This window comes from Streptomyces sp. ISL-10 (assembly GCF_018614575.1).
GTDB lineage: Bacteria > Actinomycetota > Actinomycetes > Streptomycetales > Streptomycetaceae > Streptomyces.
Genome location: NZ_JAGGOJ010000002.1, coordinates 130,657 through 151,201, shown reverse-complemented (window position 1 = coordinate 151,201; position 20,545 = coordinate 130,657). Strand labels below are relative to the sequence as shown.

The window sequence follows — 20,545 nt, the reverse complement described above, 5'->3', positions numbered from 1 at the left end:
CCCGCCTGGTCACCTACCAGCCAAATTCCATCTGGATGGGGATGCCGTCCAAAATCTCGGTCTGTGCGTGTGGAGTGACCTCGACCGGCACGCCAAGCTGGGTTGCGATGGGGCTGTACAGGTCGGTGGAGACCTCTGGCGTGCGCAGGGAGATCAGGAGGGCGTAGCTGACAGGGAGACCGATTCGGTCATTTCGCTTGTTCGCCTTCCACCAGCCGCCGACAGGGTAGACCGCGAGCGTGCCGCAGTCGGCGAGCTCGGCCGCTGATCCGCGCCAGATGTCCGCGTGCAGGGAGCCGAGATTGCGGAATCGTGGGCCGACCAGCCAGTGACTGTGGGACTCGAACGCTTTCGGGTTGCCGATCCCGTCGCTTTCGTGTTCTGCCTGTTCAGCCAACCGCCTCTGGAAGGCGTCGCCTGATTCGGTTGGGCCCTTAATAGCGAAGCGCAGGCCGTGTGAGGCGTAGCTGTAGCGGCCGAGCATGCCACGCCGGCCGGGGTTGGGTTCGATCATGTAGGCGAGCGTCACGCGTAGGTCCACGGTGGTTTCGGCCAGCTCGCGCAGCTGCTCCAGCGGCCACGGCAGTTCGTGCAGCTTGAGTTCGGCCAGCCGGACCTGCCCGCCCTTGACCCTCTTGAACGGCACCAGGGTGTTTTGAACGATCATCGTGACGGCGTTGGAGGCGCTGCTGCGGATGCGTTCGGCGGTGGGCACGCCCCAGCCGTAGCGGCGGATCACCTGCCGCATGACCTCACCCTTGGCCAGTTTGGGAGTCCCGGACTTCTTGAAAAGGCCCTGGTCGACCATGGCCGACGTCCATTGGGCCTCGTGGACGAGCAGGGCGCGGACAGCCTCCGGCCGTAGTCCGGGATAAGTGCTCATCGCCGTGGCGGCCAGTGCTGCCGCCTGTGCGGTGGCAGCACTGGTGGCGTTTGTCCAGGTCAGCTGACGCGCGGGGTCGTGGTGGGTGGTTGCCACGCTCACCAGTTCGTGCTCGTCCAGGAAGCTGTCGTCCGGCGCGACGAGCATATTGCCGCCTTCCAGGACGATGTCGGGCTTGGTGATGGCTGCGTTTGTGAGCGCCACCGAGGTTCGACTGAACGGCGACAGGCCGCCTTGGACGACGAGCGGCCGATACCCACGGAACAAGGGAGTGTCCGGGACGGTATCCAGGTGCGTGCAGGCCCCCACGGTGAGCACGTTGTGCGCCTGGGCAGGTTCCTCAATACGCGACAGGTCGGAGAGCAGCAGGGGATCCAGCGTGCCTTCCTCGGTGCGCATCTGATGGGGCACGGCACCACGGACGTTGCCTGCGCTGACGATGATCAGCCGCGACGCCGCAGGATCCGGTGCGCCGATCAAATCGATGCGGTCGTCTCGCACGGTCACGTCCGTGCCCGCCGCCAGAGCATCCAGGGTGGCCGACCACAGGGTTGCTGTGCCGTCGACACCGTTCTCGCCTTCCCCGGACTGCCGGGTGACGGCCATCGAGAAGACCCGGGCGGACGGCATGGGACCACCATTGCCGATTTCGGCGGTCGCTACAGCGTTCGCGGTCGTCTCGGCGCAGGTCCGCGGCGACGTAGCCGGTGCGTAGCTGTCGTCCAGGATCTTCACGGACTCCAGTCCGTGGCTGAGGACCACTCGGCCTTTCGACTCAAGGGCGGCAGCGAAGTCCCCGAACAGGGCAAGCCCGGCCATCTGCGTCCCGTGTCCGCTGCGGTCGGCTGGTGTACTGCCTGGCAGCACGCTGTAGGCCCGCTCGTGCAGTGCGGGCTTGAGTAGCGAATGTTCCTGGGCTATGCCCGTGTCCAGAATGCACACCGCGGGGGCCTGCGGGTCGGCCGGCTCAATGCGCTCAGCAAGATCTTCGACGAGGTCCACGCGGAAGGCGCGGTCAACTGCGTGGAGGCCCTCAGCGAAGGTCGGCCTGCGGATCTCGGCAGGGCAGGCGTTCGTGGCCAGCAGGACCGTGAGCTCCTCGCCGGTCGTCGCGACATGCGCGACAAGGCGCTCGCCCACATGGATCGCCCGGTCGTTCATGCGCCACCGCCGCTCGCCGGCAAGAGCACGCAGGGTGACAACCGGATCCGTCGGCGAGATCCGCGGATCAAACCACAGCTCCCACCACCGCTCCTCGTTCATGGGCGGCAGGTCCTGCCGCTCCTGCCAGAGGTGCTCCAGAAGCGCTCGGTGGATCTGCTCCATGTTGGCCACCAAAGGGGCCTGCTTTGGGTTGCCCCCGTCGGTGTCCTCGGTGAAGGCGTGGATCCGCTGCGTGAACGAGGTGACTCTGTCGAACGGGACCCAGACCAGCGCAGCCTGCGGACCGTCGTCGGTCTGCGGATGGCTGCTCATGAGAGTGAGGCCCGAGCCGTCGAGACGCTCCAGCGACAGCGGGTGGTCACGCGCTGCTTCGATCCGCACGGCGAAACCGTCAGGTTGGAACGCGTCGGGGGTCTCGTGGATGAGCTGGGCCGACTCGCGTTCGGCTCTCTCAAGGCCGTCCACCAGGGAAGCAGCGTGCCCGTGACGGTCTTCGCGCTGGGCTAGCTCAGGTCCGCCTCCGCCAGAGGGCTCGGGGCGCGGGGTCAGCGTGGCGGCCCGCCAGGGCACCACCAAGTGCGGGGTCGCTCTTGCGGGCTCAGGCATGGTGGGACGCGTGCCGCTCGCTCAGTGCTTCCAGCAGCAGCTGCTCGTCCACCACGTCTCGGCCGGCCAGGATGGCCCTTTTGGCCGCCGCCTCCGCCGCTTTGACAAGCTCGGCATGGCTCAGGCCGGATGCACTGTCTGTCACGGCGTCCCACCGTACTGTGCCTGTATCCATTCCGGCTAGCCGTCGGTGCATTACCTCCACGGCTTGCTCGGGCGTGGGCGGGCCGTACGTGGCGATCATGTCGAAGCGGCGGAAGAGCGCCCGGTCCAGAAGCTGGTGATGGTTGGTGCCGGCGACGACCAGGCTCTCAGAGGGAGCCTCGTCCAGGAACAGCAGGAACGAGTTCAGGATCCTGCGGGCCTCGCCAACGTCGTTGCCTGCCGCTCGCTCGGCGCCGAGGGCATCGAATTCGTCGAACAAATAGACAGCGCGGGTCTGGGCGACCGCGTCGAAGACCAGGCGCAGTTTTGCTGCTGTCTCACCCATAAACCGGCTGATCAGACCGTCCAGGCGGATGGTGAACAACGGCAGCTTCAGCTCGCCGGCCAATGCCGCGGCGGTCATGCTCTTTCCGGTTCCTGGAGGGCCAGACAGCAGGATGCGGTGCACTGGAGTGAAGCCGAAACGCTCCAGCCGGGCGCGCTGGCGCTGCTCGTGCAGCACGCGGTCCAGAGAAGCTCGTAGCCCCGCGTCCAGGGTCATGTCGTCAAGTTCGGTGTCGGGGTAGCCCGCTGTCAGAAGACTGGTGAGCTCGCCGCGGGGCTGCACTACCGGGGTTGCGGCATTCCGGCTGCCGGCTCTGCTCTGCTTCTGCTGCGCGGTCTCCACCAGCGTTCGCAGCTCTACAGCAAACTTTCCCTGCCCCTGGCGAGCGGACTTCGCCGCCACCTGCAGGGCGACGCTATAGAAAAGGTCGTCGTTGGCTTCGGCGTGCGCTCGCACGAGAGCTTTCAGGTGCTCGGCGTTCGCCGCCATACGCCTGTCACCCTTCCGATGCCAGCTATCCGTGAGGGAGGTCTACCCAGGAGCCAATGGGCACCTGTGCCGCCTGCATCGTACGGCTCGAGGCGGCAGAGTGTTGCCTGGACGTTCCCGCTCACCGCCCGCAGCAGCGCGCTCTCGATCAGACTCACGCGGCCAAACCTGCCCCACGGCGTGGCCGACAGAGCGCCTGAGCAGCGGCATCGCGCGCCTGACGCCCCATCAGAACGAGCGTCAAATGAGCGTCACGAGCGTCATTTCAGCGTCAAGATATCGCCCGTAACGCCCACAACGCACATAATGCGCACGCACAAAACCGCAGGTCAGGAGCCCTTTGCGGCCGGTTCGAGGATGGCGACACACTCTACGTGGTGCGTCATCGGGAACAGGTCGAACGCCCGCAGTGTGCGCGGCTTGTAGCCGCCCTCGCGGAAGTACGCCAGGTCGCGGGCCAGCGCCGCCGGGTCGCAGGCCACGTAGGCGATGCGGCGGGCGCCCAGTGAGGACAGGTGCTTGACCGTCTGCCTGCCGGCGCCCGCGCGCGGCGGGTCGAGGACGATCAGGTCGACCTCGGAGATCCTGGTCCGCGGCAGGACCTGCTCCACCTTGCCCTGTTCGATGCGGACACGGTCGAAGTCCTGGAGGTTGTGCCGGGCGTCCTCCACCGCGCGCTTGCCGGACTCGATGCCGAGCACCGCGCCCTTCTCGCCGACCCGGTCCGCGAGCGCACCCGCGAACAGGCCAACGCCGCAGTAGAGGTCGAGTGCCATGTCGCCCTTGCGCGGCAGCAGGCCCTGCATCACGGCCTTCACCAGGACGTCCGCCGCCTGCGGGTGCACCTGCCAGAAGCCGCCCATGCCCACGCGGTACGTACGCTCGTCGGCGCGCTCACGGACGAAGGCGCGGCCGTGGACCCGGTGGACACCGCCGTCCTTCTCGTCCACGCGCAACACCGAGACGGGCTTGTCGAGTTCGACCAGCGGGAGCCGGCCGCCGGGGCGCGGGGTGAGGACGACCTGGCGGTCGTGGGAGCCGGTCGCCGCGATCGCCTCCACCGCGGCCATCTGCGGCCATTCCCGCTTCTCGATGCCCAGTTCGCTGACGCCCGGCGCCGCGATCATGCAGTGGTCGATGGGCTGGACGTCGTGCGAGCGGTGCTTGCGCAGCCCGGCGCGTCCCTCTGCGTCGATCGCGTACTGCACGCGGGTGCGCCAGGCGGGCACCTCACCGGCCGGGAGCTTGTCGCCCGGGGCCGGCATCACGGTGCCGTCCCAGCCGGCCTCCTCGGGAGTCAGACCGGCGAGCCGCTGCAACTGCTCCGCGATCACCTCGCCCTTGAGCCGCCGCTGCGCACCCGGCTTGGCGTGCTGCCAGTCGCAGCCGCCGCACAGGCCCGGCCCGGCATACGGGCAGGGGGCCTCGACGCGGTCCTTTGACGCCTCGACGATCCGTACGGCGTCGGCGCGCAGGAAGCGCGAGTCCTCCTCGCCCTCGGTGACGCGGGCGAGAACCTTCTCGCCGGGCAGCGCGTGCCGTACGAACAGCACGCGGCCCTCGTCGGTGCGGGCGATGCAGTGGCCGCCGTGTGCCACGGGACCGACCTCGACCTCGTACTCCTCCCCGATCAGCGAAGAATCCGGTGCGTTCTGCATGAGGGGGTGACTCCAGAGGTGAGACGTGGGCTGCCGGGGCGGCAGCCCACCAGTCTACGTGCCTCCGGTTCAGCTCTTGGCCGCCGGCTGCTTGGGGCGCTGGTCGACCGGACCGCGGCGCACCGAGCCGGGCGCGTTCCACTCCTGGCGCTTCCTGGCCCGCTTCTTCGCGGCCTCGGAGGACTGGAGCTGGTACGGCACCGAGGTGACCATCACCCCGGGGGTGAACAGCAGCCGGCCCTTGAGGCGCAGGGCGCTCTGGTTGTGCAGCAGCTGCTCGTACCAGTGGCCGACCACGTACTCGGGGATGATCACGCTGACCGCGTCGCGCGGACTGTCGCGCCGGATGCTCTTGACGTAGTCGATGACCGGGCGGGTGACCTCGCGGTAGGGCGAGTCGAGGATCTTCAGCGGGACGTTGATGCTGCGCCGCTCCCACTCCGCCTTGAGCGCCTTGGTCTCGGCCGGGTCGACGTTGATGCTCAGCGCCTCCAGCTTGTCGGAACGCATCAGCTTGGCGTACGCGAGGGCGCGCAGCGTCGGGCGGTGGAGCTTGGAGACGAGGACGATCGAGTGCACGCGGGAGGGGCGTGCGGTGTCGTCGGTCGGCTCGTCGGGCGCGGCGATCTCCTCGGCGACCCGGTCGTAGTGCCGGCGGATCGCGCTCATCGTTCCGTAGAAGATCACCATGCCGAGCAGGGCGACCCAGGCGCCGTGCGTGAACTTGGTGGCGAGGACGACCACGAGCACCAGGCCGGTGAAGAAGGCGCCGAAGGTGTTGATCGCGCGGGAGCGGATCATGTGACGCCGCTTGGCCTTGTTCGTCTCGGTCTTCAGGTGCCGGTTCCAGTGCCGGACCATGCCGGTCTGGCTGAGCGTGAAGGAGACGAAGACGCCGACGATGTAGAGCTGGATCAGCTTGGTGGAGTCGGCTCCGTAGACCCAGACGAGCAGGATGGCGGCTCCGGCCAGCAGCACGATGCCGTTGGAGAAGGCGAGCCGGTCGCCGCGGGTGTGCAGCTGGCGCGGCAGGTAGCGGTCCTGGGCGAGGATCGAGCCGAGCAGCGGGAAGCCGTTGTACGCGGTGTTGGCCGCGAGGAACAGCACGAGTGCCGTCGCTGCGGCGAGCAGCACGAAGAAGAACGTGCCGTCGCCGAAGACGGCGGCCGCGACCTGCGAGATCACCGGGTGCTGGACGTAGTCGGAGCCGACCGGTGTGCCGCCCGCGAGCAGGTCCTTGGCCGGGTTCTCGGCCATCTTGACGTCGGTGGCCATGGCGAGGCCGATGATGCCGCAGAACATGATGACGGCGAGGGTGCCCATCATCGCCAGCGTGGTCCCGGCGTTCCTGCTCTTGGGCTTGCGGAAGGCGGGGACGCCGTTGCTGATCGCCTCGACGCCGGTGAGCGCCGCACAGCCGGAGGAGAAGGCGCGCAGCAGCAGGAAGAGGAGCGCGAAGCCGGCGAGGCCCTCGTGTTCGGCCTTGATCTCGTAGTCGGCGGTCGGGGCGCGCATGCTCTCGTCGAGGACGATCCCCTTGAACGCCCCCCAGGCGATCATGAGGAACACACCGGTGACGAAGACGTATGTCGGGATGGCGAAGAGCTTGCCCGACTCCTTGACACCGCGCAGGTTCATCAGCGTCAGCAGCACGATGATGACGATGGCGCTGAACACCTTGTGTTCGACGACGAAGGGGATGGCCGAGCCGAGGTTCTCCACGCCGGAGGAGATCGAGACGGCGACGGTCAGGACGTAGTCGACGAGCAGCGCGCTGGCGACGGTGAGGCCGGCTTTCGGCCCGAGGTTGGTGTTGGCGACCTCGTAGTCGCCGCCGCCGCTCGGGTACGCGTGCACGTTCTGCCGGTAGGAGGCGACGACCGTGAACATCAGCACCACGACCGCCACGGCGATCCAGGGGCTGAAGTGGTAGGCCGACACACCCGCGATGGACAGGACCAGCAGGACTTCGCCCGGGGCGTACGCCACAGAGGAAAGCGGGTCGGAGGCGAAGACGGGGAGCGCGATGCGCTTGGGAAGAAGGGTCTCTCCCAGCTTGTCGCTGCGCAGCGCCCGGCCGATCAGGATCCGTTTGGGCACGTCGGTCAGTTTGGACACGGTGAGGATCGTAAGCGTTCGATATCAGTCATGCCCACTCACCACCCACGCCTTAACGGAATCCTGTCTCCGGTGACGCCGGGGTCAAGGGGGCGACCGCACGTGTTTAGCTAGGGCCGCGGTCTGAGATCCTGGAGGGTCTTGACTGCAGGACAGGATCAGTGACAGCCGGAAGGACGGTCGTGCACATCGTCATCATGGGGTGCGGACGAGTGGGAGCCGCCCTCGCGCAGACCCTGGAGCAGCAGGGGCACACGGTCGCCGTCGTCGACCGGGACCCCACGGCCTTCCGCCGCCTGGGATCCGGATTCGGTGGCCGCCGCGTCACCGGTGTCGGCTTCGACCAGGACACCCTGCGCGAGGCGGGGATCGAGGAAGCGGGCGCGTTCGCCGCGGTGAGCAGCGGCGACAATTCGAACATCATCGCGGCGCGGGTGGCGCGCGAGATGTTCGGCATCGAGAACGTCGCCGCCCGGATCTACGACCCGCGCCGCGCGGAGGTCTACCAGCGCCTCGGCATTCCGACGGTCGCGACGGTCCGCTGGACCGCCGACCAGATGCTGCGGAGGCTGCTGCCGTCGGGCGCGGAGCCGCTGTGGAGTGATCCCAGCGGCGCGGTGCAGCTGGCGGAGGTCCACACGTCGCCTGCCTGGATCGGCCACAAGGTCAGCAGGCTGCAGGAGGAGACAGGCGTACGCGTCGCCTTCCTCACACGGCTGGGCGAGGCGGTGCTGCCGACGTCGCAGACCGTGTTGCAGGAGGGCGACCTCGTGCACGTGATGATGCGTACGGACGAGATCGCGAAGGTCGAGGCGGCCTTCTCGGAGGGTCCTGAGGAGGGCGGTCACTGATGCGGGTGGCTATTGCGGGCGCCGGCGCGGTGGGCCGTTCCATCGCGGGTGAGCTGCTGGAGAACGGGCACGAGGTGCTCCTGGTCGACAAGGCCCCGACCGCCATCTCGGTGGAGCGGGTGCCGCAGGCTGAGTGGCTGCTGGCCGACGCCTGTGAGATCACCTCGCTGGACGAGGCGGCGCTGCAGCGCTGCAACGTGGTGATCGCGGCGACGGGCGACGACAAGGTGAACCTGGTCGTGTCGCTGCTGGCGAAGACGGAGTACGGGGTGCCGCGGGTGGTCGCCCGCGTGAACAACCCCAAGAACGAGTGGCTCTTCAACGAGTCCTGGGGCGTGGACGTGGCCGTCTCCACCCCGCGCCTGATGTCGGCGCTGGTGGAGGAGGCGGTGAGCGTGGGCGACCTGGTGCGTCTGCTGCGCTTCAGCCACGGCGACGCGAACCTCGTCGAACTGACGCTCCCCCCGGAGTCGGCGCTGGCGGGTACGCAGGTGAGCGATGTGGCGTGGCCCGAGGACACCTCCCTGGTGACGATCATCCGCGGCTCCCGGGTCCTCACCCCGAGCCCTGAGGAGACGCTGGAGGCGGGCGACGAGCTGCTGTTCGTGGCGGCCCAAGCGCGTGAGGAGCAGTTGGAGGACCTGCTCTCGGTCCGCCGGCCCTGACGCGCGGCCCGGCGCACCGTCTCCTGGACGGCACGGGCCACCCGTCTCCGGGGTGGCCCGACGCACAGTCTCCTGGCCCGTGGCCCCACGCACGGTCTCCTGACGCGCGGGTCCCCACGCACAGGACACGGCAACGGCCCGGAACCGTCTCGGTTCCGGGCCGTTGCGCAGTGGCACCAGGGGCGTGCGCGGCTATCCCTCGCCGCCGCCGTGCGCGGCTGCCTCCTTGCGGGCCTTCTCCGCCCGTTCCTCCGCCTCCATCTCCGCGAAGACGTCGATCGGCGGCGGCGCCTTCGCCAGGAACAGCCACGTCAGGTACACGGCCAGCAGGAACGGCGGGATCTTCAGCGTGACCAGGACCCAGCCCAGCTGTGTCGTGTCCGCCCACCAGTACAGCGGGAAGAGGATGGCGCACTTGGCGAGCAGGATCAGGCCCCAGGCCCAGCTGGCCTTCGCGTACGCCTTCTTGCGGCCGGGGTTGCGGGTGCGCCAGGAGAGGTTCTCCTTGAAGACCGGGCCGAGGATCAGGCCGATCAGCGGCACGCCCGCCAGCGTCGTGATGATGTACGCCAGAGCGAGCCCGAGCGTGTAGAGCATGCCCGGCAGATAGAAGTCCTTCGCGTTGCCCGTCATCATCGCGAAGACGACGCCGAAGGCAACGCCGAAGACGCCGCTGAAGGCGTGCTTCACGGTGTCCTTGCGGACCAGCCTGACGGCGACCAGCACCAGCGAGACCGCGAGTGCGGCGATCGCCGAGATGTGCAGGTCCCTGTTGACCGTGTAGATCGTGACGAAGAGCAGGCCCGGCAGGACCGTCTCCACCATGCCGCGCATGCCGCCGAACGCCTCGAACAGCGCCGCCTCGGTGACCGCCTTCGAGTCGGCGGGGCCCTGCTCGCTGTCCTGCTGCTGGTCGTTCGTCGTGGGGGTCGGCTTGTCGACAGACGTCACCGGCTACTCCTGTCCGAGCGGTCGGAGTTCGTATTTGGGATTGAACAGCACCCGGCGGCCGTGGCTCATCGAGATCCGGCCGGAGGCGATGAGCCTGCGGCCCGGCTCGATGCCCACGATGGAGCGGCGGCCGAGCCACACGACGTCCAGCGCAGCCGTGCCGTCGAAGAGCTCCGCCTCCAGCGCGGGCACACCGGCCCGCGGACGAAGGGTGACGGTGCGCAAGGTACCAGTGACTTTGACTATCTGGCGGTCGCCGCAATCGCAGATGCGGGTGCACCCCGACGCCTCGGCGTCCTCCTGGAGCTCTTCCGACTCAAGGTCCTGCTGGGAGCTGGAGAGCCGGTCGAGCATGCGGCGGAAGCGGCCGACCGGTTTCGACGCGCTGTCGTCTTTCGCCGCACCCTCAGGGCGGGGTAGAGCACTCATACAGAAAGCCTACCGGCCGCTACCGGGGCCGGATCAACGTTCGAAGCGGTACCCCATGCCGGGCTCGGTGACGAAATGCTTCGGGTGCGAGGGGTCGGCCTCCAGCTTGCGGCGCAGCTGGGCCATGTAGACCCGCAGGTAGTTGGTCTCCGTGCCGTAGGAAGGGCCCCAGACCTCCTGGAGCAGCTGCTTCTGGCTGACCAGGCGGCCGGTGTTGCGTACGAGGACCTCCAGCAGGTGCCACTCGGTGGGCGTGAGGCGTACGTCGCGTCCGTCGCGGTTCACCTTCTTCGCCGCGAGGTCGACCGTGAACGTCTCGGTGTCGACGGTGACCACATCGTCCTCGTCGCTCCGGACGGGCTCGGCCCTGCGGACGGCGGCGCGCAGCCGGGCCAGCAGCTCGTCCATGCCGAAGGGCTTGGTGACGTAGTCGTCGGCGCCGGCGTCGAGCGCCTCGACCTTCTCGTCCGAGGAGTGGCGGGCGGAGAGCACCAGGATCGGCACCCTGGTCCAGCGGCGGAGTCCCTTGATGACCTCGACGCCGTCCATGTCGGGCAGGCCGAGGTCGAGGACGACGACATCGGGGTGGCGGGCGGCGGCGATCTCGAGCGCGGTCGCCCCGTCGGAGGCCGAGTCCACCTCGTACGTGCGCGCCTTCAGATTGATCACGAGGGCGCGTACGATCTGCGGCTCGTCGTCGACCACGAGCACCCGGGTCATGCCGGTCCGCCTTTCTCCGAAGTGGGCTGGGGCTGCTGTGGGGGCTGAGGGCTGGTCAGGGGCGCGCCGCCGGGGGTGCCGCGTGCCGTCATGACGTCACCTGCGCGGGCAGCTCGGCGGTGCCCGCGTACTTGTGGCCGGGCGCGGCGCACAGCGTGAGCGCCATGGTCATGCCGCCCCCGGGAGTGTCCTCGGCGCTGAGGGTGCCGCCCATGGCCTCGACGAAGCCGCGGGCGACGGCGAGACCGAGGCCGACGCCGGCGCCGCGCGGGGCGTCACCGTAGCGCTGGAACGGCTCGAAGATGCGTTCCTTCTCCTCGTCGGGCACTCCGGTGCCACGGTCCACGACCCGCAGTTCGACCCGCTCCCCCAGGGTGCTGGCCGCGACGGTGACGGGAGTACCCGGGGGGCTGTACTTGACCGCGTTCTCGACGATGTTGGCGACCGCCCGCTCCAGCAGCCCGCGGTCCACGGCCACCATCGGCAGTGTCTCGGGGATGTCGAGGTCCACACTCGTCTGCGGTACCCCCGCCAGCGCGAGCGGGATCACCTCGTCGAGGCCCGTCTCGCGGATGAGCGGGGTGACGGTGCCGGTCTGCAGGCGCGACATGTCGAGCAGGTTGCCGACCAGGTGGTCGAGCCGGTCCGCGCCGTCCTCGATGCCGGCGAGCAGTTCGGCCTCGTCGTCCTTGGACCAGGCGACGTCGTCGGACCTGAGCGAGGAGACCGCGGCCTTGATCCCCGCGAGCGGGGTGCGCAGGTCGTGACTGACGGCGGCGAGCAGAGCGGTGCGGATCCGGTTGCCCTCGGCGAGTGCCCGGGCCGCCTCCGCCTCCCCCACCAGACGCTTCCGGTCCAGGACGACCGCTGCCTGGGTGGCGAAGGCGGCGAGCACCCGGCGGTCCTCGGCCGGGAGCACGCGGCCGGAGAGGGCCATCGCCATGTGGTCGCCCACTGGCATGTCCACGTCCGCGTCTTCGGGGCGGACGGCCGGAGCCGGGCCGACGCTCGCCGTGCACGTCCAGGGTTCGACGTCGCAGGCGCGCTCCAGGAGTGCCACGGAGTCCATCGCGAAGGTCTCGCGGACCCGTTCCAGGAGCGCGTCGAGCGCCGTCTCGCCGCGCAGCACGCTGCCCGCGAGGAAGGAGAGGATCTCCGACTCGGCCCGCAGGCGGGCGGCCTGGTGGGTGCGGCGGGCGGCGATGTCCACCACGGAGGCGACCGCCACGGCCACCGCGAAGAAGATCACCATGGCGACGAGGTTCTGCGGGTCGGCGATGTCGAGGGTGTGGGTGGGCGGGGTGAAGTAGTAGTTGAGCAGCAGCGATCCGACGGCGGCTGAGGTGAGCGCGGGCAGCAGTCCGCCGATGAGGGCCGCCGTGACCGTCAGGAAGAGGAACAGCAGGACGTCGTTGGCCAGGCCGGGGCCGTTCTCCAGGCTGGTGAGCAGCAGGGAGAGCAGCACGGGTGCCACGACGCCGACCGCCCAGCCCACCACGATCCGGGAGCGGCCGAGCCGGGCACCGCGGCTGCCGGGCAGCCCGCGGCCCTTGCCCGCCTCGTCGTGCGTGACGATGTGGACGTCCAGGTCGGGCCCCGAGTCGCGGGCCACCGTGGCGCCGACGCCGGGCCCGAAGACGTACTGCCAGGACTTGCGGCGGCTGGAGCCGAGGACGATCTGGGTGGCGTTGACCCCGCGCGCGAACTCCAGCAGAGCGGAGGGCACCTCGTCGCCGATCACATGGTGGAAGCTGCCGCCGAGGTCCTCGACGAGGGTGCGCTGGACGGCGAGTTCCTTGGGGGACGCGGAGGTCAGTCCGTCGCTGCGGGCGATGTAGACGGCGAGGATCTCGCTGCCCGAGCCCTTGGCCGCCATCCGGGACGCCCGCCGGATCAGGGTGCGGCCCTCGGGTCCACCGGTGAGGCCGACGACGATGCGCTCACGCGCCTGCCAGGTGGAGCGGATGTTGTGCTCGCCCCGGTACTGCTGGAGGTATTCGTCGACCCGGTCCGCCAGCCAGAGCAGGGCCAGCTCGCGCAGCGCGGTGAGGTTGCCGGGGCGGAAGTAGTTGGACAGCGCGGCGTCCACGCGGTCGGGCTGGTAGACGTTGCCGTGCGCCATCCGGCGGCGCAGGGCCTGCGGTGCCATGTCGACGAGTTCGATCTGGTCGGCCCTGCGGACCACCTCGTCGGGGACCGTCTCCCGCTGCCGTACCCCGGTGATCGAGCCGACGACGTCCCCGAGTGATTCGAGGTGCTGGATGTTGACGGTCGATATGACGTCCACGCCGGCGGCGAGCAGCTCCTCGACGTCCTGCCACCGCTTGGCGTTGCGCGAGCCGGGCACATTGCTGTGGGCGAGTTCGTCGACGAGGGCGACTGCGGGGCGGCGCTCCAGCACCGCGTCGACGTCCATCTCCGTGAAGACGGCGCCGCTGTGGGTGATCTCGCGGCGGCGGACCTGCTCCAGTCCGTGCAGCAGCGCTTCGGTGCGCGGCCGGCCGTGGTGCTCCACGAACGCGACGACGCAGTCCGTGCCGCGTTCCACGCGGCGGTGCGCCTCGGAGAGCATCGCGTAGGTCTTGCCGACTCCGGGTGCCGCACCCAGATAGATCCGAAGCTTGCCGCGTCCCATGGCCCCATCGTCTTCTCCGTGCCGCGTCGGTCGGCGGCTGCGGCCGCTGCCCCGCGCAGCGTCGACCTTACGTCGGACCGAGGGGGTGACAGGTACGGCGAGGGACTCGACGGTGTGTATTGACGCGATTCTGATGCGCCCGAGGCCGCTGAGGCGGGCCGGGCGGCGGTCGGATCGGCCCTTGGGCGGCTGGCACCGGCTGTCAGTGCTCGATGATCTCGCCGTCGCGCAGTTCGATCACGGGTCCGCCAGGTCGAGCAGCTGGGCGTCGTGCGTGGCCACCAGGGCGACCCCCTCGCTGCGTACGACGGCGCGCAGGAGCTCCATGGCCGACAGACCGGTCTCGGCGTCGAACCGGCCCGTCGGTTCGTCGGCGATGAGCAGGGCGGGACGGTTGGCGAGCGCCCTGGCGACGGCGACGGCGACGCGCTGCTGCTGCTGCCCGCCGGAGAGTCCGCCGGGGCGCTGGGCCGCGTGGTCGGCCGGCCCGACGAGGGCGAGCATCAGCTGTACTCGCTCCTCATGCTCGCGCGGTCCGCCCTGCGCAGCCGCAGGGGCACACCCACGTTCTCGGCGGCGCTCAGGATCGGGATCAGGCCGAAGGACTGAAAGATGAAGCCGATGCCGTCGCGGCGCAGCTCCAGCAGCCCGTTCTCGCCGAGGCCCTGCAGTTCGATGCCGTCGACGGTGATGGGGCCCTCGTCCGGGGAGTCCAGTCCGCCGCCGAGTTGAGGAGCATGTCTTGCCGGAGCCCGAACGGCCCTTGGCGCGACGAGTTTCCCGCGGGGGATCTCGAAGGAGACTCCGCGCCGGGCGTGCACGGCCACGGCCCCGGTGCCGTACGAACGGTGCCCGTTCTCCACCCGCAGCATCGGTGCGCTCGCAGGCCCGCTCGCCGGCGACGGCCGTGCCGCCGCGCGCGGCTGCCCTCGGTCATGCGTTCCCCCGTACGTCCTGATCGTCCGCGCCACAGTGTGTGCAGGGGTCATGCGGCCGGGCAACGGCCGTCGCGAACGGCGCAGGGGGCGACGGCCATGGCTGCATGGACGAGAGGCGCGTGGCCGCGGCACGCTGCATGAAAAGCCCGTGGGCCGCGCCCACGACGGAGCCGCGGCCCTCGCGCCGTACCGCCGTGTCAGCGGACCTCGGTGATCTCCGGTCCGCGCTGGAGCTGACCCATGCCTCCGGAGAAGCGGGATCCCTCCTGCTCCTCCTGCTGGACGCCCTCGGGCACCATCTGGGCGTCGTCCGGCAGCTTGAGGACGATCGGGTCGCGAGGCGCCATCGGGCCGTCGCCGCGCACGACGACGGTGTCCCGGAAGATCTGTTCCAGCAGGCCGGCGGCCTGCGGCTGCACCGCGCCCTGCCCGGAGATCACACCGCGCAGGAACCAGCGCGGGCCGTCGACGCCGACGAAGCGCACCAGCTGCACGCCGCCCGTGCCGTCGGGCAGCTGCACGGGCACCTGGGCCCGCAGCTCCCAGCCGAGCGGACCCTCGACCTCGTCGATGACACCGCCCTGCTGCGTGATGCCGGAGGCGATCTCCTCGCGGACCTCGCCCCAGATGCCCTCCTTCTTGGGCGCTGCGAAGGCCTGCAGTTGTACGGCGCTGTCGCGCAGCACGACCGTGGCCGCGACGATCGCGTCGCCGGCCACCTCGACGCGCAGCTCCATACCCTCGACCCCGGGCACGAACAGCCCGCCCAGATCGACCCTGCCGTCGCCGGGCCTGGAGACCTCGGAGACGTCCCAGGGGCCGTCGGGCCGGGGCGCCGGCGGGAGGTTCGCCCGGCGGGGCGCGCCCTCCTCGGTGTCGGTGTCGAGCTCGTCCGACAGGTCGGCGACTCGCTCGGCCTCGCCCGCCGCCGTGTCACCGGCGGAACCACTCTTCTTGCGACGTCCGAACACGTCACTGTCCTTCCCGGTCGGATACGACCGAAGCGTATCGATTCCCACCCGTGGTGCCGTCCACGGCGGCGTGACCGCCGGTGGACCCGAAGCCCCCCTCGGCCCGCGCCGAGCCGGGAAGCTCCGCGACCTCATGGAAGCGCACCTTCTCGACCTGCTGGACGACCAATTGGGCGATCCGGTCGAACCGTTCGAACCGCACGCTCTCGCGTGGGTCGAGATTGACCACGATCACCTTGATCTCTCCACGGTACCCGGCATCGACCGTCCCTGGGGCATTCACGAGGGCCACTCCGCAGCGGGCCGCGAGACCGGAGCGCGGATGCACGAAGGCCGCATACCCGTCGGGCAGGGCGATCGAGACCCCGGTGCGCAGGACCGCGCGTTCGCCCGGCGCGAGTTCGGCGGCCTCGCAGGTCACGAGATCGGCACCGGCGTCGCCGGGGTGTCCGTACACCGGGAGCGGGACGTCGGGGTCCACGCGGCGGATCAGTACGTCGACGGGTTCACGCATCAGGGGTTCACCTCGAAGGCGCGGGCGCGCCTGATCTGGTCGGGGTCGGCCATGGCTGCCCGGATCTCCTCGGCACGGCCGTTGTCGATGAAGTGGTCCACCTTGACCTCGATGAACAGCGCGCCGGCACGCACGGCCACCGGTCCGTCCGGGCCGCCGATCCGGCCGACGGCGTGCGAGTAGATCTTGCGTCCGGCCACGGCGGTGACCTCGGCGTCGAAGTGCAGCACGGTGCCGACGGGCACGGGGCGCACGAAGTCGGTCTCCAGCTTGCCGGTCACTGCGATCACCCGCAGCAGCCAGTTCAGCGAGCCCAGCGTCTCGTCCAGGGCGGTGGCCAGGACCCCGCCGTGGGCCAGACCCGGTGCGCCCTGGTGGGCGGGCTTGACCGTGAACTCGGCGGTGACGCGGACGCCCTCCTGGGCGCGGGCGGCCAGGTGCAGCCCATGGGGCTGTCCGTCGCCGCAGCCGAAGCAGTGGTCGTAGTGCGCGCCGAGGAGCTCTCCGGGGGCCGGGGCATCGGGGTGCCGGACCGGTGCCGTGGCGTCGGGCGGCGGGGTCAGCGCCGCGCGGCCTGCCGAGGGTCCGGGCGTCGCCGCCTGGGGATTCGCGTTACTCACAGGCGCAGACCTTACCCGCGCGGATACGCGCGGGTCGCGCCGTGCCAAGCTTGGATTCATGCAGCCTTCCGCCCCCCGGTACTCAGAACGCCTGACCGCGCCCCGTTCATGGTGGGTCGTCACCGCTCTCGTCGGCATCTCCGGCGCTCTGGTCACGCTGCCCCTGGGGACGCTGCCGATGCTCGGCGGGCTGATCGGGGCCACGGCGCTGGCGGGGGCGCTGGTCAGCTCGTACGGTTCGGCACGCATCCGCGTGGTGGCCGGTTCGCTGGTCGCGGGCGACGCCCGAATCCCGGTGTCGGCGCTCGGCACTCCCGAGGTGCTCGACCCCGAGGAGGCGCGCGCCTGGCGGTCGCACAAGGCGGATCCGCGGGCGTACATGCTGCTGCGCAGCTATGTGCCGACGGCGGTGCGGATCGAGGTCACGGACCCGGCGGACCCGACGCCGTACGTCTATCTGTCGACGCGGCACCCGCAGGAGCTGGCGGCTGCGCTGACGACCGTCCAGACGGCCTGAGCCCGCTCGGCGCTGCGCCGCGCTGCCGCGAGGTCGCGGCGGTGGCGGCGGCGGCGGTCGCGTCCTGGAGGCTCAGCGGTCTGACGTGCCGGTCGCGGGCGAGCCGCCTCGCTGGTCTTCCGCGGGGGGCGGAGCCGAACTGCACAACGGTGTGAAGGGCCGGTCCCGGCCGAGCTGTCCGAGCTGTCTTCCGTGCCGCTCGCAGCCGAACTGCTCAATGCGTGACGTGCCGGTCGCGGCCGAACTGGCTCAACCGTGTGCAAGGCCGGTCGGGGGCCCAACGCCCGGCGGCCTCGTGCCGGTCGCGGCCGAACCGCCCCGGCCGTCCTCCACGGCGGGCGGGGCCGGCTGAGCTCACCCCGTGGCCGGCGCGCGGCCCGAAGACGTGCTCAGTGTTCCGTGCCGGGCGGGAGCCGGCGAGGCTCGCCCAGGACCTCTCCGGGCAGCGGATCCTTCGGCTGCTCGAGCGGCGGCAGCTGTGGGAGGGCTTCCCAGGGCACCTGGCTGGCGCGCAGGTCCTTGCGGATGCGGTCCGCGAGCTTCCTGGTGTCGCGGCGGTTCATCACCGCGCCGACGGCGGCGCCGACCATGAACGGCATGAGGTTGGGCAGGTTGCGCACCATGCGCTTCATGATCTGCTGGCGCAGCTGGCGCTTGAGCTGACCGCCCATCGACGCGTTGTACGTCGACGGCTTGGTCACATCGATCCCGCGCTCCGACGACCAGGCGTTCAGATACGCGGTACTGCGGTCCTTGAGGTTGCCGGGCGGTCGCAGTCCGTAGACCTCGTAGAGCTCGGCAACGAGCTTGAGCTCGATCGCACCGACGCCCAGGACCTCCGCGGCCAGCTCGGTCGGCATGGCCGGCGGAACGGGCATCATCGCGGCGGCGCCGATACCGGCACCGACGGTGGACGTGGCGTTCGCCGCGCCCGCCACGAGCTTGTCGGCGAGCTGCTCGGGTCCCAGCCCCGGGAACTGGCTGCGCAGCGTCGCCAGGTCGCGCACCGGCACGCGGGGCGCGTTGTCGATCAGGCGGTCGGCGAGGTGGGCCAGGGCGGCCTTGGCTCCCTGGCGGGTCCTGACGAGCCCATTCCGTACGCCGTGCCCGGTCTTCACCAGCGAGACCCTGGCTCCCGCGCCGCCCCGTACGACGCCGTGACGCACCGCGGCCAGGCGCCGGGCCCTGGTCGGGGGCCCCGCCTGGCCCGCTGCTTCGAGCGAGGCCGACCGACCTCGCTCGCTGTCGTCACGTGCGCCGTGCGGCAGCAGGACAGCATCGGGCTCGGCGGACGCCTCCGCGTCCGGTGCCGGGCCTGATCCGCCCTGGTGCGCCTCCGACGGCTTCTGACGCCGAAAACGCCACTTCCTGGACGGTGTCTCGCCTGCCACTGGCGACCTGCCCTCAGTCGCAGTCGCGGCAGATCGGCTGGCCGTTCTTCTCTCGAGCCAGCTGGCTGCGGTGGTGCACGAGGAAACAGCTCATGCAGGTGAACTCGTCGGCCTGCTTCGGCAGGACGCGAACGGCCAGCTCCTCGTTGGACAGGTCTGCTCCGGGGAGCTCCATGCCCTCCGCGGCGTCGAACTCGTCGACGTCGACGGTGGAGGTGGACTTGTCGTTCCGCCGGGCCTTCAGTTCTTCAAGGCTGTCCGAATCGACGTCGTCGTCGGTCTTGCGTGGGGTGTCGTAATCCGTTGCCATGTCGCTCTCCCCCTCTGGGTGTCTGCGGTGTCTCCAGCGCACGTAACGCGTGAGAGGCCGGACTTGTGCCCGACCTGAGGCGGAGATTTTGCCTCACATCAAGGTCTGTTACTCAATCGACACCCAACCGGATCCCTCAAGAGTGATCGGGTTGGACGGCGATGGGGACCGTACACGGTCCGAAGGGCGCGCTTCACAAGCACCACCCCGTGTACTTCCCGTAATGACACCCCCCGGAAACTCGGGCTTTCACCGACTTTCCGACAGAATGTTCGATCACGGAGAGTATACGGCCTGCAATTCGCCTCTGTGATCGATCGCACAACGGACTCTGGGAAACGGGTCCAGAAAATTCCGCTTAAAGCGAACGTCCCTCAGCATGTCAGACCGGCAGGGTGACGTGCATCACAAGCCCTCCGCCCTCTCGGGGCTCCGCGATGATACGGCCACCGTGGGCCCGGGCGACCGACCGGGCGATGGAGAGGCCGAGACCGACGCCCTTGTCGCTGCCCGTCCGCTCCTGCCGCAGCCTCCTGAACGGCTCGAAGAGGTTGTCGATCTCGTACGCGGGAACCACTGGTCCCGTGTTCGACACGACCAGGACGGCCTGGTTGCCCTGGACCTCGGTGGACACCTCCACCCAGCCGCCGTCCCCCATGTTGTAGCGCACGGCGTTCTGCACGAGGTTCAGCGCGATCCGCTCCAGCAGCACGCCGTTGCCCTGCACGACGGCCGGTGCGCGCTCCCCGCGGATCTCCACACCCTGCGCGTCGGCCTCGGCGCGCACCTGGTCGATGGCGCGGGCGGCGACCTCGGCGAGGTCGACCGGCTTGCGCTCGATGATCTGGTTGTCGCTGCGGGCCAGCAGCAGCAGGCCCTCCACGAGCTGCTCGCTGCGCTCGTTGGTGGCCAGCAGCGTCTTGCCGAGCTGCTGGAGCTCCACGGGCGCGCCCGGGTCCGAGAGGTGGACCTCCAGCAGCGTGCGGTTGATCGCCAGCGGGGTGCGCAGCTCGTGCGAAGCGTTCGCCACGAACCGCTGCTGGGCGGTGAAGGCCCGCTCCAGGCGGTCCAGCATCTCGTCGAAGGTGTCGGCGAGCTCCTTCAGCTCGTCGTCGGGGCCGTCCAGCTCGATCCGGCGGGTCAGGTCCGAGCCGGCGACCTGGCGGGCGGTGCGGGTGATGCGGCCGAGCGGCGACAGGACCCGCCCCGCCATGGCGTAGCCGAAGGCGAAGGCGATGATGCTCAGCCCGAGCAGGGCGAACAGCGAGCGGCGCAGCAGGTCGTCCAGGGCCAGCTCGCGCTGGTGCGCGAAGCACGACTTCAGCGCCGCGTTGGCCTCGTCGGCCGACAGGCCCGTGGTCAGCGCCTCGCAGGAGTTGTCCGTGAGCTGGATCTTGCTCTCCGGCAGCAGCTTGAAGGGAAGACCGCTCCCGTCGTGCAGCGCCTGCGCGGTGAAGAGATAGATGATCGACAGCAGCAGGATGCCCGCGATCAGGAACATCCCGCCGTACAGCAGCGTGAGCCGTATCCGGATGGTCGGGCGCAGCCACGGGCGCACCGGCTCCCTGGGGTCCCAGGTCGGTTTCGGCGGCGCCTCGGGGGGCGCGGGGACGGAGGCCATGCGG

General features: G+C 70.0%; 17 protein-coding genes and 1 pseudogene. 3 read left to right on the top strand and 15 right to left on the bottom strand.

Features of this window, described 5'->3' with window-relative positions; translation table 11 throughout:
- Positions 1-13 precede the first annotated feature (13 nt).
- The 4 genes from J7E88_RS00640 to J7E88_RS00625 all read right to left on the bottom strand — a co-directional run bounded on the left by J7E88_RS00640 (position 14) and on the right by J7E88_RS00625 (position 7,408).
- Complete coding sequence (locus J7E88_RS00640) at positions 14-2,512, bottom strand: S8 family peptidase (protein WP_215176098.1); 2,499 nt, start codon at positions 2,510-2,512, stop codon at positions 14-16.
- A gap of 133 nt (positions 2,513-2,645) precedes the next feature.
- The gene (locus J7E88_RS00635; protein ID WP_215176097.1) at positions 2,646-3,632 is read right to left on the bottom strand and encodes an AAA family ATPase; all 987 of its coding nucleotides are present in this window, start codon (positions 3,630-3,632) and stop codon (positions 2,646-2,648) included.
- Between the two features lie 329 nt (positions 3,633-3,961).
- Entirely contained in the window at positions 3,962-5,290 is a 1,329-nt protein-coding gene (locus tag J7E88_RS00630) for a class I SAM-dependent RNA methyltransferase (RefSeq protein WP_215176093.1), read from the bottom strand.
- Between the two features lie 69 nt (positions 5,291-5,359).
- Positions 5,360-7,408 (bottom strand): APC family permease, encoded by a 2,049-nt coding sequence (locus J7E88_RS00625; protein ID WP_215176091.1) that lies wholly within the window; start codon positions 7,406-7,408, stop codon positions 5,360-5,362.
- 182 nt (positions 7,409-7,590) lie between these two features.
- On the opposite strand from J7E88_RS00625, the gene J7E88_RS00620 reads away from it, so the two are divergent.
- Positions 7,591-8,259, top strand: coding sequence for a TrkA family potassium uptake protein (locus J7E88_RS00620; protein ID WP_215176199.1), 669 nt, complete (start codon positions 7,591-7,593; stop codon positions 8,257-8,259).
- Entirely contained in the window at positions 8,259-8,924 is a 666-nt protein-coding gene (locus J7E88_RS00615) for a TrkA family potassium uptake protein (RefSeq protein ID WP_215176090.1), read from the top strand. Before J7E88_RS00620 ends, J7E88_RS00615 begins: the two co-directional genes overlap by 1 nt.
- 192 nt (positions 8,925-9,116) lie before the next feature.
- On the opposite strand, the gene J7E88_RS00610 is transcribed toward J7E88_RS00615, so the two are convergent.
- The 8 genes and pseudogenes from J7E88_RS00610 to J7E88_RS00575 all read right to left on the bottom strand — a co-directional run bounded on the left by J7E88_RS00610 (position 9,117) and on the right by J7E88_RS00575 (position 16,702).
- Complete coding sequence (locus tag J7E88_RS00610) at positions 9,117-9,875, bottom strand: DUF3159 domain-containing protein (RefSeq protein ID WP_215176089.1); 759 nt, start codon at positions 9,873-9,875, stop codon at positions 9,117-9,119.
- A gap of 3 nt (positions 9,876-9,878) precedes the next feature.
- Complete coding sequence (locus tag J7E88_RS00605; RefSeq protein ID WP_215176087.1) at positions 9,879-10,304, bottom strand: OB-fold nucleic acid binding domain-containing protein; 426 nt, start codon at positions 10,302-10,304, stop codon at positions 9,879-9,881.
- A gap of 33 nt (positions 10,305-10,337) precedes the next feature.
- Entirely contained in the window at positions 10,338-11,024 is a 687-nt protein-coding gene (locus J7E88_RS00600; protein ID WP_215176085.1) for a response regulator, read from the bottom strand.
- An 88-nt stretch (positions 11,025-11,112) separates the two neighbouring features.
- Complete coding sequence (locus J7E88_RS00595; protein ID WP_215176082.1) at positions 11,113-13,659, bottom strand: sensor histidine kinase KdpD; 2,547 nt, start codon at positions 13,657-13,659, stop codon at positions 11,113-11,115.
- A gap of 202 nt (positions 13,660-13,861) precedes the next feature.
- Positions 13,862-14,531: pseudogene (locus J7E88_RS00590) on the bottom strand (ABC transporter ATP-binding protein).
- 263 nt (positions 14,532-14,794) lie between these two features.
- On the bottom strand, positions 14,795-15,568 hold the full coding sequence (locus tag J7E88_RS00585) for a DUF3710 domain-containing protein (RefSeq protein ID WP_215176081.1): 774 nt from the start codon (positions 15,566-15,568) through the stop codon (positions 14,795-14,797).
- Position 15,569: 1 nt separating this feature from the next.
- The gene (dut, locus tag J7E88_RS00580; protein ID WP_215176075.1) at positions 15,570-16,082 is read right to left on the bottom strand and encodes a dUTP diphosphatase; all 513 of its coding nucleotides are present in this window, start codon (positions 16,080-16,082) and stop codon (positions 15,570-15,572) included.
- Complete coding sequence (locus J7E88_RS00575) at positions 16,082-16,702, bottom strand: PaaI family thioesterase (RefSeq protein ID WP_308307205.1); 621 nt, start codon at positions 16,700-16,702, stop codon at positions 16,082-16,084. The genes dut and J7E88_RS00575 overlap by 1 nt, the downstream gene beginning before the upstream one ends.
- 58 nt (positions 16,703-16,760) lie before the next feature.
- Here J7E88_RS00575 and J7E88_RS00570 point away from each other — a divergent pair, with 58 nt between their 5' ends.
- Positions 16,761-17,219 carry a DUF3093 domain-containing protein gene (locus tag J7E88_RS00570; RefSeq protein WP_215176073.1) on the top strand — a complete coding sequence of 153 codons (459 nt, stop codon included), beginning with the start codon at positions 16,761-16,763 and terminating at the stop codon, positions 17,217-17,219.
- A 389-nt stretch (positions 17,220-17,608) separates the two neighbouring features.
- Here J7E88_RS00570 and J7E88_RS00565 read toward each other — a convergent pair whose 3' ends face one another.
- The 3 genes from J7E88_RS00565 to J7E88_RS00555 form a co-directional block, all read right to left on the bottom strand.
- Positions 17,609-18,610, bottom strand: a complete 1,002-nt coding sequence (locus J7E88_RS00565; protein WP_215176071.1) for a hypothetical protein — start codon at positions 18,608-18,610, stop codon at positions 17,609-17,611.
- Positions 18,611-18,623: 13 nt separating this feature from the next.
- Complete coding sequence (locus tag J7E88_RS00560) at positions 18,624-18,920, bottom strand: DUF4193 domain-containing protein (RefSeq protein WP_018848140.1); 297 nt, start codon at positions 18,918-18,920, stop codon at positions 18,624-18,626.
- A gap of 382 nt (positions 18,921-19,302) precedes the next feature.
- On the bottom strand, positions 19,303-20,541 hold the full coding sequence (locus J7E88_RS00555) for a cell wall metabolism sensor histidine kinase WalK (protein WP_215176070.1): 1,239 nt from the start codon (positions 20,539-20,541) through the stop codon (positions 19,303-19,305).
- Positions 20,542-20,545 lie beyond the last annotated feature (4 nt).